At 72.8% G+C, this 13,015-nt stretch carries 12 protein-coding genes; 3 read left to right on the top strand and 9 right to left on the bottom strand.

What is annotated here, in order from left to right; genetic code table 11:
- Positions 1 to 48 precede the first annotated feature (48 nt).
- On the bottom strand, positions 49 to 1,383 hold the full coding sequence (locus tag E5082_RS25710) for an RDD family protein (protein ID WP_135793635.1): 1,335 nt from the start codon (positions 1,381 to 1,383) through the stop codon (positions 49 to 51).
- A gap of 234 nt (positions 1,384 to 1,617) precedes the next feature.
- Between E5082_RS25710 and E5082_RS25705 the strand changes: the two genes are divergently transcribed.
- Entirely contained in the window at positions 1,618 to 2,031 is a 414-nt protein-coding gene (locus E5082_RS25705) for an SsgA family sporulation/cell division regulator (protein WP_135793634.1), read from the top strand.
- Between the two features lie 11 nt (positions 2,032 to 2,042).
- Here the strand turns inward: E5082_RS25705 and E5082_RS25700 are convergent, their stop codons facing one another.
- Positions 2,043 to 3,458 carry an FAD-binding oxidoreductase gene (locus E5082_RS25700; protein ID WP_135793633.1) on the bottom strand — a complete coding sequence of 472 codons (1,416 nt, stop codon included), beginning with the start codon at positions 3,456 to 3,458 and terminating at the stop codon, positions 2,043 to 2,045.
- A 92-nt stretch (positions 3,459 to 3,550) separates the two neighbouring features.
- Between E5082_RS25700 and E5082_RS25695 the strand changes: the two genes are divergently transcribed.
- Positions 3,551 to 5,029 carry a tetratricopeptide repeat protein gene (locus E5082_RS25695; RefSeq protein WP_135793632.1) on the top strand — a complete coding sequence of 493 codons (1,479 nt, stop codon included), beginning with the start codon at positions 3,551 to 3,553 and terminating at the stop codon, positions 5,027 to 5,029.
- A 53-nt stretch (positions 5,030 to 5,082) separates the two neighbouring features.
- On the opposite strand, the gene hppD is transcribed toward E5082_RS25695, so the two are convergent.
- Positions 5,083 to 6,228 (bottom strand): 4-hydroxyphenylpyruvate dioxygenase, encoded by a 1,146-nt coding sequence (gene hppD, locus E5082_RS25690; protein ID WP_135793631.1) that lies wholly within the window; start codon positions 6,226 to 6,228, stop codon positions 5,083 to 5,085.
- Positions 6,229 to 6,351: 123 nt separating this feature from the next.
- On the opposite strand from hppD, the gene E5082_RS25685 reads away from it, so the two are divergent.
- On the top strand, positions 6,352 to 6,828 hold the full coding sequence (locus E5082_RS25685) for an Lrp/AsnC family transcriptional regulator (RefSeq protein WP_086695861.1): 477 nt from the start codon (positions 6,352 to 6,354) through the stop codon (positions 6,826 to 6,828).
- Between the two features lie 31 nt (positions 6,829 to 6,859).
- Here E5082_RS25685 and E5082_RS25680 read toward each other — a convergent pair whose 3' ends face one another.
- The 6 genes from E5082_RS25680 to E5082_RS25655 all read right to left on the bottom strand — a co-directional run bounded on the left by E5082_RS25680 (position 6,860) and on the right by E5082_RS25655 (position 12,862).
- Positions 6,860 to 7,651 (bottom strand): S16 family serine protease, encoded by a 792-nt coding sequence (locus E5082_RS25680; RefSeq protein ID WP_135793630.1) that lies wholly within the window; start codon positions 7,649 to 7,651, stop codon positions 6,860 to 6,862.
- Positions 7,652 to 7,989: 338 nt separating this feature from the next.
- Positions 7,990 to 8,631: an IclR family transcriptional regulator gene (locus E5082_RS25675; protein ID WP_135793629.1), complete on the bottom strand. Its 642-nt coding sequence runs from the start codon at positions 8,629 to 8,631 to the stop codon at positions 7,990 to 7,992.
- Between the two features lie 277 nt (positions 8,632 to 8,908).
- Positions 8,909 to 10,702, bottom strand: coding sequence for a DEAD/DEAH box helicase (locus E5082_RS25670; RefSeq protein ID WP_135793628.1), 1,794 nt, complete (start codon positions 10,700 to 10,702; stop codon positions 8,909 to 8,911).
- A 120-nt stretch (positions 10,703 to 10,822) separates the two neighbouring features.
- Positions 10,823 to 11,212, bottom strand: coding sequence for a type II toxin-antitoxin system death-on-curing family toxin (locus tag E5082_RS25665; protein ID WP_135793627.1), 390 nt, complete (start codon positions 11,210 to 11,212; stop codon positions 10,823 to 10,825).
- Positions 11,209 to 11,409, bottom strand: coding sequence for a ribbon-helix-helix protein, CopG family (locus E5082_RS25660; RefSeq protein ID WP_135793626.1), 201 nt, complete (start codon positions 11,407 to 11,409; stop codon positions 11,209 to 11,211). The genes E5082_RS25665 and E5082_RS25660 overlap by 4 nt, the downstream gene beginning before the upstream one ends.
- Positions 11,410 to 11,449: 40 nt before the next feature.
- Positions 11,450 to 12,862, bottom strand: coding sequence for an MFS transporter (locus E5082_RS25655; RefSeq protein ID WP_244321627.1), 1,413 nt, complete (start codon positions 12,860 to 12,862; stop codon positions 11,450 to 11,452).
- Positions 12,863 to 13,015: the final 153 nt, after the last annotated feature.

The following is a 13,015-nucleotide window of genomic DNA, read 5'->3' as shown; positions in this document are numbered from 1 at the left end:
CCGCGAACGCGGGGCCGCCGCACCCGGCGGGCGGCCGTACGGGGGACCCTATTCGGCCACGAAGGTGTGCGCCGCCTTGTCGTGCCAGCACTGGCGCCACGGACGGTCGAACAGCCCCCACAGCACACCGATCACGCCGATGCCGAGGACGCCGGGCAGGCTGTAGACCAGCCAGCGGCGCAGCGCGGCCCCGAAGGACGGGGGCTGATGCCCCTCGATGTCCCGCACCTGGATGCCGCACAGCCGCTTGCCCAGGGTGCGGCCCCAGCGGGCGGTCGGCAGCACCTCGTACACCACCCCGAAGACCAGCAGGACGGCGAGGACGAGGGCGAGCGAGACGCCGGTGGTGCCGTCGAGCAGCCAGACGGTGACGGTACGGCCGGACAGCCGGGCCGCCTCGATCTTGCTCTGCGTGTGGTCGACGGCGCGCACGCCCAGGGGTACGGCTGCGGCTGCCGTGACGGCGCCGATGAAGACGTTGTCGATCAGGCGGGCGGCGAAGCGCCTGCCGAGTCCGGCCGGTCGGGCCTCCGCCTGGCGCCCGGCCGCCGCGAGGAACGGGTCCTCCACCGGCGGCTTCCACGGCGCCACGGGCTGCTCCTCGCCCGCCCCGGCCAACTGGTGCACCTGCTGCGCCCAGGACGCCTGTCCGCCGCCGGGACCGGGGGCGAGGGGGCCGCCGGCGCGGGGCGGGAGTACGGGGCCGGGGGCCGGCGAGGCGGAACCCTGCGGGGCGCCCGCCTGCGGCGGCAGGCCGGCCCGGCGGGGGTCGGCCGCGCCGGGCGTGCCCTGCGCCGGGACCGTCGGGGCGACATCGGCCCGGGCGGGCCCCGAGGCCGTCCGGGCGGGGCCGCCGGCCGCGAGGGCACCTTCGCCGACGGACCCCCGGGGCGCGGCGGCCCCGAACCTTGCGACGGGGTCCACGCCTCCGCCCGCGCCGGAACTTCCGTCGCCCGCGGCTGCGGAGGACGCGGGCCCGAACCGGTCCTCGTCCCCGGCGCCCCCGACCGGTCCCCGGGCCTCGGCCCCCGGCCGTACCCGCCGGAACGTCATCGTCCCGTCGTCCCGCTGACCTCCCGCCGCCGGACCCGGAGTCGGGCGGCGGAACAGGAAGGTGTCCGGGGCCGCCTCGCCCCTGGCCGCCGGAGCGTCGGCGGAGCCGCCCTCCTCGAAGAAATGCGGACCCGTCTCCTCCACAGGGGGCGTGTCGGGGCCGGAGGTTGACGGGGCGGTGAGCGGTTCGCCGTCCGCGGGGGCAGGGCGGCTGGTGCCGGGCACCCAGGCGGTGCCGTTCCAGTAGCGGACGTAGCCGGGGATGGACGGGTCCGGGTAGTAGCCCTCGCGGGGCCTGTCGTCACCGTGGGCCGGCGTAGGGGCGCTCATGTCCGTCGTCCCGTATCTGCTCGGGGGTGGAAGGGAGCCTCCACATCTATCAGACCCGGGGCGCCCCTTACCCCTCTCCGGCCGCAGCCGACCCCTTCCGGGCGATGCCGTGGAGCTCCTGGCCACCGGTTGGAAAAAAATTTCCGGGAACCCGCGTAATGACCGCGCCCCTGCCGCCTCTCTCCTGGCACGGGCCCGTCCGAGCGGCCCCCGGTCAGGTGAAGGAGACAGGTCATGGAGCACACGGTGGTGGAGCGCGAACTGGAGCTGAGGCTCATCCTCTCGCCGGAGCGGAGCATCCCGGTCCCGGCCCGGCTCGCGTACCGGTCGGACGATCCCTGCGCCGTCCACATCACCTTCCACGTCAACTCCGCCTCCCCCGTGCACTGGACGTTCGCCCGCGAGCTGCTGGTGGAGGGCGTGTTCCGGCCGTGCGGGCACGGGGACGTGCGGGTGTGGCCGACGAAGGTGAACGGCCGCAGCGTGGTGCTGATGGCGCTCAGCTCCCCGGACGGCGACGCCCTGCTGGAGGCGCCCACCCCGCAGGTGTCCGCCTGGCTGGAGCGGACGCTGCGGGCGGTGCCGCCGGGTGCCGAGGCCGCCCAGCTCGGCATCGACGACGCGCTCGACCAGTTGCTGGCCCGGTGAGGGGCCCCGGCTCAGAAGAGCTTGCCGGGGTTGAGGATGCCGAGCGGGTCGAAGACGTCCTTCACGGCCCGCTGCATCTCCATCCCCACGGGCCCGAGTTCGCGCGCCAGCCACTCCTTCTTCAGCACGCCCACCCCGTGCTCGCCGGTGATGGTGCCGCCGAGTTCGAGGCCGAGGGCCATGATCTCGTCGAAGGACTCGCGGGCGCGGCGGGACTCGTCCTCGTCCAGGGCGTCGAAGCAGACCGTGGGGTGGGTGTTGCCGTCCCCGGCGTGCGCGCACAGGCCGATGGTCAGGTCGTACTTGGCGGCGATCCGCTCCACGCCCTCCAGCATCGCGCCCAGCTTCGAGCGCGGCACGCACACGTCGTCGATCATCGTGGTGCCCTTGACCGCCTCCAGCGCGACGAGCGACATCCGCCGTGCCTGGAGCAGGAGTTCGGACTCGGCGGCGTCGTCGGCGACGACCACCCCGGTGGCCCCGGCCGCCTCGCACAGGGCGCCGACGGCGGCCAGGTCGGCGGCGGGCTCCGGGGTGTCGAAGGCGGCCAGCAGCAGCGCCTCGGTGGACTCCGGCAGACCCATCCGGGCGAAGTCGTTGACGGCCTTGACGGTGGTGCGGTCCATCATCTCCAGCAGCGAGGGCACATGCCCGCCGGCCATGATCGAGCACACCGCGTCGCACGCCTCGGCGGCGGTGGCGAACTCGGCGGCAAGCACCAGTTGCCGGGGCGGCTTGGGCCGGAGCCCGAGCACGGCGCGGACCACGATGCCGAGCGAGCCCTCGGAGCCGACGAACAGCCGGGTCAGGTCGTACCCGGCGACGCCCTTCGCGGTGCGGCGGCCGGTGGACATCAGACGGCCGTCGGCGAGGACGACGTCCAGCCCGAGGACGTACTCGGCCGTCACCCCGTACTTGACGCAGCACAGGCCGCCGGAGGCGGTGCCGATGTTGCCGCCGATGGTGCAGGTCTCCCAGCTCGACGGGTCCGGCGGGTAGTACAGCCCGTGCTCCTCCACCGCGCGGGAGAGCACGGCGTTGACCACGCCCGGTTCGACGACGGCGATCCGGTCGACGGGGCTGATCTCCAGGATGCGGTCCATCTTGGTGAGGGACAGCACGATGCAGCCCTCGGAGGCGTTGGCAGCGCCGGACAGCCCGGTGCGGGCACCCTGCGGGACGACCGGCACGCGCAGCGCGGTGGCCGTGCGCAGCACGTGCTGGACCTGCTCGACGGTGCGTGGCAGGACCACGGCGGCGGGGGCCCCGGCCGGGCAGAAGCTCGCCATGTCGTGCGCGTAGGAGGCGGTGACGTCGGGATCGGTGAGCACGGCCCCGGCGGGCAGCCCCGCCAGCAGCGCTTCGATGAGGTTCTCGGCGGGCGCGGTGTCGCCGTGACGGGGTGCTTCGATACGGCTCATGATCACAGCGTGTCACTCGGGGCCATCGGTGTGAACCCCGCACGCGCCGCCCTTGGGCCACCCGGATGTGCTCGTCATATTGACGCACAGTGAACGGCATGGCGAAGAGACAGCATGGTGATGCGCGGCCCGGTACGTCCCTGGTGGCCGAGCCCCCTCCGCGCCGCCCCCGGCGATGGCTGCGCCGCACGCTGCTCACCGTGGCGGCGGCCGGGGCCGCGGCGGGCGTGGCGCTGACACTGCTGCCGCGCGAGGCGCAGCAGCGGGCCCCCCACCGGCCCCCGGCACCCGCGCCCGGACCGCAGGCGCGGGCACTGACGGCGGTCACCACCGGCGTCCCGGCGGCGCTGCCCGACCTGACGGAGCTGATCACCCGGCAGGAGAGCGCGGTACGGGCCCGCCCCGCCGACGCCCGCGCCTGGGCGGTGCTCGGCCTGGCCTACGTGGCCCGGGCGAACCGCACCGCCGACGCGGCCGACCTCCCGCGCGCCGAGCGCGCGCTCGGCACCTCGCTGAAGGCGCTCGCCACGAAGAACACCGAGGCGCTGGCCGGGATGACCGCGCTGGCCAACGCCCGCCGGGACTTCGCGGCGGCCAAGCGGTACGGGGAGCAGGCGCTGAAGCTGACCCCGAAACGCTGGTCGGCGTACCCCCCGCTGATCGACGCGTACAACGGGCTCGGTGACTACACCGCCGCCCGGAACACCCTGGACAAGCTGATGGCGCTGCGCACCGCCCCCGCGGACCGCCCGGCCGTGATGGCGCGGGCGTCGGCCGTGTACCGGGACCGGGGCTGGCGCGAGGACGCGATGGCCCAGCTCACGGACGCGGCGGCGGCCGCCGGTACACCCGCCGAGCAGGCGGCCTACCGCGCCGGGGTCGGCCAGTTGGCCTGGGAGCGCGGCGACCTCACGGACGCTCTCGAACAGTTCACGGAGGCCCTTCGCCTGGACCCGGCCGAGGTGACGGCGGGCCCCGGCAAGGCCCGCGCCCTCGCCGCCCGGGGCCGTACCGCCGACGCGCTCACCGCGTACCGCGAGGCCCTCGCGAAGCGGCCGGACGCGGAAGTCACGCTGGAGCTGGGCGAGTTGTACGAGTCGCTGCACCGCACCCGGGACGCCGAGGCGCAGTACGCGCTGGTGCGGAAGCGGGCGGAGAAGTCGGCCTCCGACGGCGTCGACGAGGAGCTGCTGCTCGGCCGGCTGGAGGCCGACCACGGCGACCCGCAGGAGGCGGTGACCCGGCTGCGCGCGGAGTACAGGCAACATCCCGGCACCGAGGTGGCCGACGCGCTGGGCTGGGCGCTGCACCGGGCGGGCGCGGACAAGGAGGCGCTGAAATACGCCACCGCCGCGACCGACAGGACCAAGGGCGGCGGGGTGCGCAGCGCGCTGCACGCTTTCCACCGGGGCATGATCGAGTACAAGCTGGAGCGGTACGGCTCCGCCCGGTTGCAGTTGGAGGACGCGCTGATGGTGAACCCGGCGTTCTCGCCGCTGTGGGCGCCCGAGGCGCGGGCGGCGCTGCAGGACATGGGTGAGAGGAGCGAGGGGCCACTGCCCGCCGACGTGCTGTGAGTCGGGGGCGCGACCGCTCCTCGCGCCCCCGACTCAGTCTGTGAGCAGCCGGGTTACAGGTTGCCCCGCTTCTCCTGCTCCCGCTCGATGGCCTCGAAGAGAGCCTTGAAGTTGCCCTTGCCGAAGCCCATCGAGCCGTGGCGCTCGATGAGTTCGAAGAACACCGTCGGCCGGTCCTGGACCGGCTTGGTGAAGATCTGCAGCAGATAGCCGTCCTCGTCACGGTCGGCGAGGATCTTCATCTCGCGCAGCGTCTCGATCGGCACGCGGGTGTCGCCGACCCACTCGCCGAGGGTGTCGTAGTAGGAGTCCGGGGTGTCGAGGAACTGGACGCCGGCCGCGCGCATGGTGCGTACCGTCTGCACGATGTCGTTGGTGGCCAGCGCGATGTGCTGGACGCCGGGGCCGCCGTAGAACTCCAGGTACTCGTCGATCTGGGACTTCTTCTTGGCGACGGCGGGCTCGTTGAGCGGGAACTTCACCTTCAGGGTGCCGTCCGCGACGACCTTCGACATCAGCGCGCTGTACTCGGTGGCGATGTCGTCGCCCACGAACTCCTTCATGTTCGTGAAGCCGAGGACGTTGTTGTAGAACGCCACCCACTCGTCCATCTTGCCGAGTTCGACGTTGCCCACGCAGTGGTCGATGGCCTGGAAGGTGCGGCGGGCGGGCGGCTCGACGATCGGGTCGGCCGCGACGAAACCGGGGAGGTACGGGCCGTCGTAGCCGGAGCGCTCCACCAGGGTGTGCCGGGTCTCGCCGTAGGTGGCGATGGCGGCCAGCACGACGGTGCCGTGCTCGTCCTTCACCTCGTACGGCTCGGTGAGGGGGCGGGCGCCGTGCTCGACGGCGTAGGCGAACGCGGCGCGGGCGTCCGGGACTTCGATGGCGAGGTCCACCACGCCGTCGCCGTGCTGGCTGACGTGCCGGTCGAGGAACTCGCCCCAGGGGGTGGCGGGGCGGATCACCGAGGTGAACACGAACCGGGCGGCGCCGTTCTCCAGGACGTAGCTCGCCGTCTCGCGGCTGCCGTTCTCCGGGCCGGAGTAGGCGACCAGGCGCATGCCGAAGGCGCTGGAGTAGTAGTGCGCGGCCTGCTTGGCGTTGCCCACGGCGAAGACGACCGCGTCCATTCCCTTGACCGGGAAGGGGTCGGCCTGCCGGGCGGTGTCGGGAGTGTGCTGAGTGGTCTGCGTCATGCTCGAAGGGTGGCCCCGCTCTGCAAGGTGCGCAATAGTTCGCGTATTCGCTGGTCACTCTGTTCAGCCTTACGGCGGTACCGGCGGGCTTTCTGTACAGGATGACCATCCGGGGAGGACGTCGTGGCGATCGATCATCTGGACGGGCAGATCATCGTGCTGCTGGCCGAGGAGCCGCGGATCGGGGTGCTGGAGATGTCCCGGCGGCTGGGGGTGGCGCGCGGCACCGCCCAGGCGCGGCTCGACCGGCTGCGCTCGCGCGGGGTGATCCGGGGGTTCGGGCCGCAGGTGGACCCCTCGGCGCTCGGCTATCCGGTGACCGCGTTCGCCACGCTGCAGATCCGGCAGGGGCAGGGGGCGGACGTACGGGCGTACCTGGACGGGGTGCCGGAGGTGCTGGAACTGCTCACCACGACCGGTACCGGGGACATGCTGTGCCGGCTGGTGGCCCGCTCCAACGCCGATCTGCAGCGGGTCATCGACCGGGTGGTCGGCTTCGACGGCATCGTGCGGGCCTCCACGGCGATCGTGATGGAGAACCCGGTGCCGCTGCGGATCATCCCGCTGGTGGAGCAGGCGGCGGGGGAAGCGCTCGACTAGGTCCTGTCTGACGCGAACTGTCAGAGAGGACCTAGCAGCTGGGGATCTTGCCGGTGCCCTTCTCCAGGGCGACCAGGGAGTCCACGGCGCCGTCGAGATTCGTGACCGGGACCAGGCGCAGGCCCTTGGGCAGGTTGGTGTGGGCGTCGGCGCACTCGGCCTTCGGCACCAGGAAGACGGTGGCGCCGTCGCGCCGGGCGGCCTGTGTCTTCAGGGCCACCCCGCCGACCGCGCCGACCTTGCCGTCCGCGTCGATCGTGCCGGTACCGGCGATGGTGCGGCCGCCGGTGAGGTCGCCGCCGCTGCCGTCGCCGTCCAGCTTGTCGATGATGCCCAGGCTGAACAGCAGGCCCGCGCTGGGGCCGCCGACGTCGGCGAGGCGCAGGGTGACCTTCACGTCGTCGGGGTCCTTGCGCAGGTGGTCCAGCGCCGCGGTGGTCGCCGCGTTCTGCGACTGCCGCATCTGGGCCGTGTTGTGCTTCTCGATCTCCTTGATGGTGTCCCCGGTCGGGTACACCGCGTCGTACGGCATCACCGCGCGGTCGGTGCGGAACCAGTTGTCGATCACCTGCCCGAGCGACACCCGCGTACCCGGTGAGGTCGCCTCGATGGTCGTCATACGCAGCTCGCCCGACGTCTTCCGCGTCGGCGCGCCCGCCACCGTGATCACCGGCGTCCCGTCGTTCTTCCCCAGCACGTTCGCCGTCATCCCCGGCTGGGCCACCGAGAACGGCAACGGCGCGAACACCGCGACGGCCACCAGCCCCACGACAGGCAGAGAGCACAGGGCGATGATCCGGGAACGCGAGAGACGTGAGAGCACGGAGTAAATCTAACGTGCGATGGGTCTCCGACCGGGGGGCGGGACGAGGTCGGCAGGACTTGGCGGAGACCGCGTGGCCGGGGCTCGGCGGCGGTGAGGCCCCTCCCGGGTCGGCCGGGACGGCGCCGCATGGCCCGGAGGGCGGGCGGTGGGCGGCCGGCCCCTCACGGCAGCCGCGTGGCGGCACAGACGTGTGCGACTGCGCCGGCAAGCGCCGGTCCCACGCCGGCCGGGCGCCGGCCGCCGATTGCGGCGGCAGCCCCACCCGGCAGGTTCCCGTCCGGCGAGGCCCAGTCACGCGCGCTCCGGCTCCAACCCCGGCACCCTGCCCGTCAGACCTACCTCAGTGCGTCCGCGACCTCCCGCGCCGCTTCCATCACGCGGTGGCCCACCCGCTCCGGGACCGCGTCGGTCAGCATGACGACTCCCACGCTGCCCTCGACGCCGGTGACGCCCAGGAGGGGGGCCGCGGCGCCGCTCGCGCCGGCTTCGAGTTCGCCATGGGTGAGGGTGTAGCCGGGGTCGGGGTTCGGGGAGTGGCGGGCGGAGAGGATGGCCTTGCCGGCGGCGCCGCGTTCCAGGGGGTGGCGGAAGCCCGCGCGGTAGGCGACGTGGTAGTCCGTCCAGGTCGGCTCGACCACGGCGACGGCGAGCGCCTCCGTACCGTCGACCAGGGTCAGATGGGCCGTGGCGCCGATGTCCTCGGCCAGCGAGCGCAGCGCGGGCAGCGCCGCCTCCCGTACCAGCGGATGCACCTGACGGCCGAGCCGCAGTACGCCCAGCCCGACGCGGGCGCGGCCGCCGAGGTCGCGGCGGACGAGCGCGTGCTGCTCCAGCGTGGCCAGCAACCGGTACACCACCGTCCGGTTCACCCCGAGCTTGCCGGACAGCTCGGTGACGGTCAGGCCGTGGTCCGTGTCGGCGAGCAGCTTGAGGACGCGCAGTCCCCGGTCGAGCGTCTGGGAGGTCTCCGCGGTCACGACGCCCCCTCCTTCTGCGGTGAGGTCGGCGCCCTCCGAGCGGCGCGCGTCACCGAGCCCCGTCGGCGACGCGTATCAGAGGCCGCCGATCGGCAGGACGGCCCGGCGGCTGACGGGCCCGTCGCTTCACGGCTGCGCTCCGCGGCGGCGCTGCCACGGGGCGTGTGCGTAGCGGGACAGTAGCGAGCCGGTCCGCTCAGCGGAAGACTCGGTCCAGAATCCGGTCAAGGCCGCTTCCGGCCTGCCAGTGTTCGTCCGCATACGCCCGGCGCACGTTTCAGCGCATCCGGGTCGCCCACTCCCCCATCTTCGCGATGCGCTGCTTGAGCTGGCCGGCGGTCGCCTCCGCGCTCGCCGGGCCGCCGCAGACCCGGCGCAGCTCGGTGTGGATCACCCCGTGCGGCTTGCCGCTCTGGTGGACGTAGGCGCTGACCATGGTGTTGAGCTGCTTGCGCAGCTCCATCATCTCCTTGTGGCTGACGACGGGGCGCCGTTCGGCGGGCAGCTCCAGCAGGTCGGCCTCGGTGTCCGGCCGCTTCCTGCTGTGCGCGATCTGCCGGGCCTGCCGCTTCTGCAGCAGCAACTGCACCTGCTCGGGCTCCAGCAGTCCGGGGATGCCGAGGTAGTCCTGCTCCTCCTCGCTGCCGGGGTGGGCCTGCATGCCGAACTCGGCGCCGTCGTAGAGGACGCGGTCGAAGACGGCCTCGGACTCCAGTGCCTCGAAGGAGAACTGCTCCTGCTCGCCGGTGTCCTCGTCCTGCTGCTTGTTCGCCTCGTCCATCTCCTTCTCGGACTCGGCGTACGGGTCCTCCTCGCCTTGCTTCTTCGGCTTGTCGAGGGCGTGGTCCCGCTCCTTCTCCATCTCGTTGGCGAAGGTCAGCAGGTCGGGGACGGTCGGCAGGAACACGGACGCGGTCTCGCCACGCCGCCGGGACCGTACGAAACGGCCGACGGCCTGGGCGAAGAACAGCGGGGTGGAGATGGTGGTGGCGTACACGCCGACGGCGAGCCGGGGCACGTCGACGCCCTCGGACACCATGCGGACGGCGACCATCCAGCGGTCGTTGCTCGCGCTGAAGTCGTCGATGCGCTTGGAGGCGCCCGCGTCGTCGGAGAGGACGAGGGTGGCCTTGGTGCCGGTCAGCTCGCGGATCAGCTTGGCGTAGGCGCGGGCGGATTCCTGGTCGGAGGCGATGACGAGGGCGCCGGCGTCCGGGATGGCCTTGCGGACCTCGGTGAGCCGCTGGTCGGCGGCGCGCAGCACGCTCGGCATCCACTCGCCGCGCGGATCGAGCGCGGTGCGCCACGCCTGGCTGACCGCGTCCTTGGTCATCGGCTCGCCGAGCCGGGCGGCGATCTCGTCGCCCGCCTTGGTGCGCCAGCGCATCTGGCCGCTGTAGCTGAGGAAGATGACGGGGCGGACGACGTGGTCGGCGAGCGCGTTGCCGTAGCCGTAGGTGTAGTCGGCGGCGGAGCGCCGGATGCCGTCGTTGCCCTCCTCGTACGTGACGAAGGGGATGGGGTTGGTGTCCGAGCGGAACGGCGTACCGGTCAGCGCCAGGCGCCGGGTCGCGGGCTCGAACGCCTCCAGGCACGCCTCGCCCCAGGACTTGGAGTCACCGGCGTGGTGGATCTCGTCCAGGATCACCAGCGTCTTGCGCTGCTCGGAGCGGTTGCGGTGCAGCATCGGGCGTACGCCGACACCGGCGTAGGTGACCGCGACCCCGTGGTAGTCCTTACCGACCGGGCCCGCGCTGTACTCCGGGTCGAGCTTGATCCCTATCCGCGCGGCGGCCTCCGCCCACTGCTTCTTCAGGTGCTCGGTCGGCGCGACGACGGTCACCTGCTGCACGACGTGGTGGTGCAGCAGCCAGGAGGCCAGCGTCAGCGCGAAGGTCGTCTTGCCGGCGCCGGGGGTGGCGACGGCGAGGAAGTCACGCGGCTGCTCCTGGATGTACTTGTCCATCGCCCGCTGCTGCCAGGCACGCAGCTTGCTGGCGGTGCCCCAGGGGGCCCGGCCGGGAAAGGCGGGGGACAGATGGTTCGAGGCGGAAGCGGCGGTGGTAGTCACGGTCTCCGGGGGTGGGGGCGTAGGGCAACTCGGCTACGTATGACAACCGGGCCACCCTACCGGCGCCACCGGCTCCGCCGTGCTCGGACGGGGCGGGGGACGGGGCGGGTGGGACTGAGGTCACACCGCGGGTTCCGCCAAGTCGCGCAGCGCCTCCGAGATGGCCTTGATCTCGTCCACGCTCCCGGTCGCCACAGCGATCACGAGCCGCTCACCGGCGTCGATGTCCGCCCGCAACTGTCGGCCGTTCATGGCCAGGAAGACCATGCAGGACACCCAGGCCGTGCGCTTGTTCCCGTCGACGAAGGGGCGGTTGACCGCCAAGGACTGGAGGAGTGCAGCCGCCTTGTCGAACAGGTCCGTGTACGCCTCCTGCCCGAACATCGAGGCCGAGGGCCGGTGCACGGCGGACTCCAGCAGTCCCACGTCCCGCACGACGACGTCCTGGTCGTCGACGGCGTGCCCGGCGATGGACAGGACGTCCTCGGCGGACAGGTAGATGCACGTCACTTGAGCCGCTCCAGCAGCTCGGCCCACTTGGCGGTCTGCTCCTTCGCCGCCCTGCGGACCAGCGCCTCGTGTGCCGTCCGCGCCAGGTAGTCGTCCACGGCCCGCAGGAGTATGGCGTGCATGCTGACCCCCTCCTCTTCCGCGCGCAGCTTCAGGGCTTCCGTCTGGTCGTCACGGAGACGCAGGTTCATAGCCATACCAAAACGGTACCACCAGGTGGGGTCGAAGTGGTACCACTTACTCCGCCGAGGCCCGCAGCCGCGTCGTCACCCATGCCCCCACCACCGCCACCGCCGCCATGGGCAGGAAGACCGCGGCGAAGGCGTCGGCGCCCGTGGAGCCCAGGGCCGCGAAGGCCGCGCCCGCCGCTGCGAGGAGGACGACGTTGGAGAGGGCGTCGGAGATCTGGAGGGCGGCGGAGTTGGCCCCGGCCTCGGAGGGGGCGGAGAGCTTGAGCAGGAGGACGCTGGTGGAGGAGATCACCAGGCCCATCCCGAAGCAGCCGAACCCCCACGCGACCGCGACGGTCCACACCGGCACGGCGGGTACGAGCACGGCGGGTGCGGTGGCGATGGCGGCGGCCACCAGCACCATCCCGAAGGTCATCAGCCGCTCCCGGTACGGCTCCATCCGGTCCCGCGACTGCACCCACGACGCCGCCGCCCACGTCAGCCCGCCCGCGGCCAGCGAGAACCCGGCGAGCGTCGGCGACAGTCCCCGCTGGGTGACGAGCATCAGCGGTACGAAGGACTCCGCCGCGACGAACGACCCCGCCGACAGCCCGCGCAGCAGCACGACGGAGGGCAGTCCGCGCGCCGCCCGGTACGTACCTCTCGGCAGCAGCCGCAGCACGGCGGGCACCAGCAGGGCGGCGCCGAGGATGCCGGGCACCAGGGAGAGCGGCCGTAGATCCTGCGCCGCGTACTGCACCAGCCCGGCGCCCAGCGAGACGGTGAGCGCCAGCCGGATGCGGCGCCGGTCGAAGGCGGGGGTGCCGGCGTCGCGGTCCACGGGTCCGCCCGCCCGGCGCCGGATCTGCGGCAGGGCCAGGCCCAGCGGAAGCAGTACGAGCAGCGGGATGCCGAGGAACACCCACCGCCAGCCGAGGTGTTCCGCGACGGCACCGGAGGCGAGCGGTCCGACGATGGACGGCACGACCCACGCGGCGGCGAAGCCCGCCATGATCGCGGGCCGCAGCCGTTCGGGGTAGGCCCGGCCGACGACCACGTACACGGCGACGATCACCAGCCCGCCGCCGAACCCCTGAACCGCCCGCCCCAGGATGAACACCCACATCACCTGCGCCGTCCCGGACACCACGAGCCCGCCCGCGAAGGCCCCGATCCCGGTGGCCAGCGCGGCGAGCGGCCCCCGCCGGTCCGCCCACTGCCCGGCGAGCACCATCCCGGTGAGGCTGGTGGTGAAGTACCCGGAGAACGCGAACGCGTACAACGAGACCCCGTCCAGCTCCCGCGCCGCGACCGGCATCACGGTCCCGATGGCAGTCGCCTCGAAGGCGATCAGCAGCACGACGGACACGATCCCCACACTGAGCGCCCGATGCGCCCGCCCCAACACCCCGCCCTCGTCCTCGTCCTCGTGACGACCTATACCGGCGACAACACTGTCGGAAGAATCGAGGGTGGCCATAAGGGCCAGCGTAAGGCCCATAGCCCAGGTTGACCCCTGTCCGAAGCCCCACCGTCCCTACGACCTTCGCCGTAGGCCCCCACCCCCTGTGAACACCACATGGCAGTCACATTGCACCCCCTCGCCCACCCTTGCCCCCCTCCCCCACCCCGC

This window comes from Streptomyces griseoluteus (assembly GCF_004784465.1).
In the GTDB taxonomy this organism is placed as follows: domain Bacteria; phylum Actinomycetota; class Actinomycetes; order Streptomycetales; family Streptomycetaceae; genus Streptomyces; species Streptomyces griseoluteus.
This window is presented reverse-complemented; position numbering and strand designations above follow the sequence as displayed.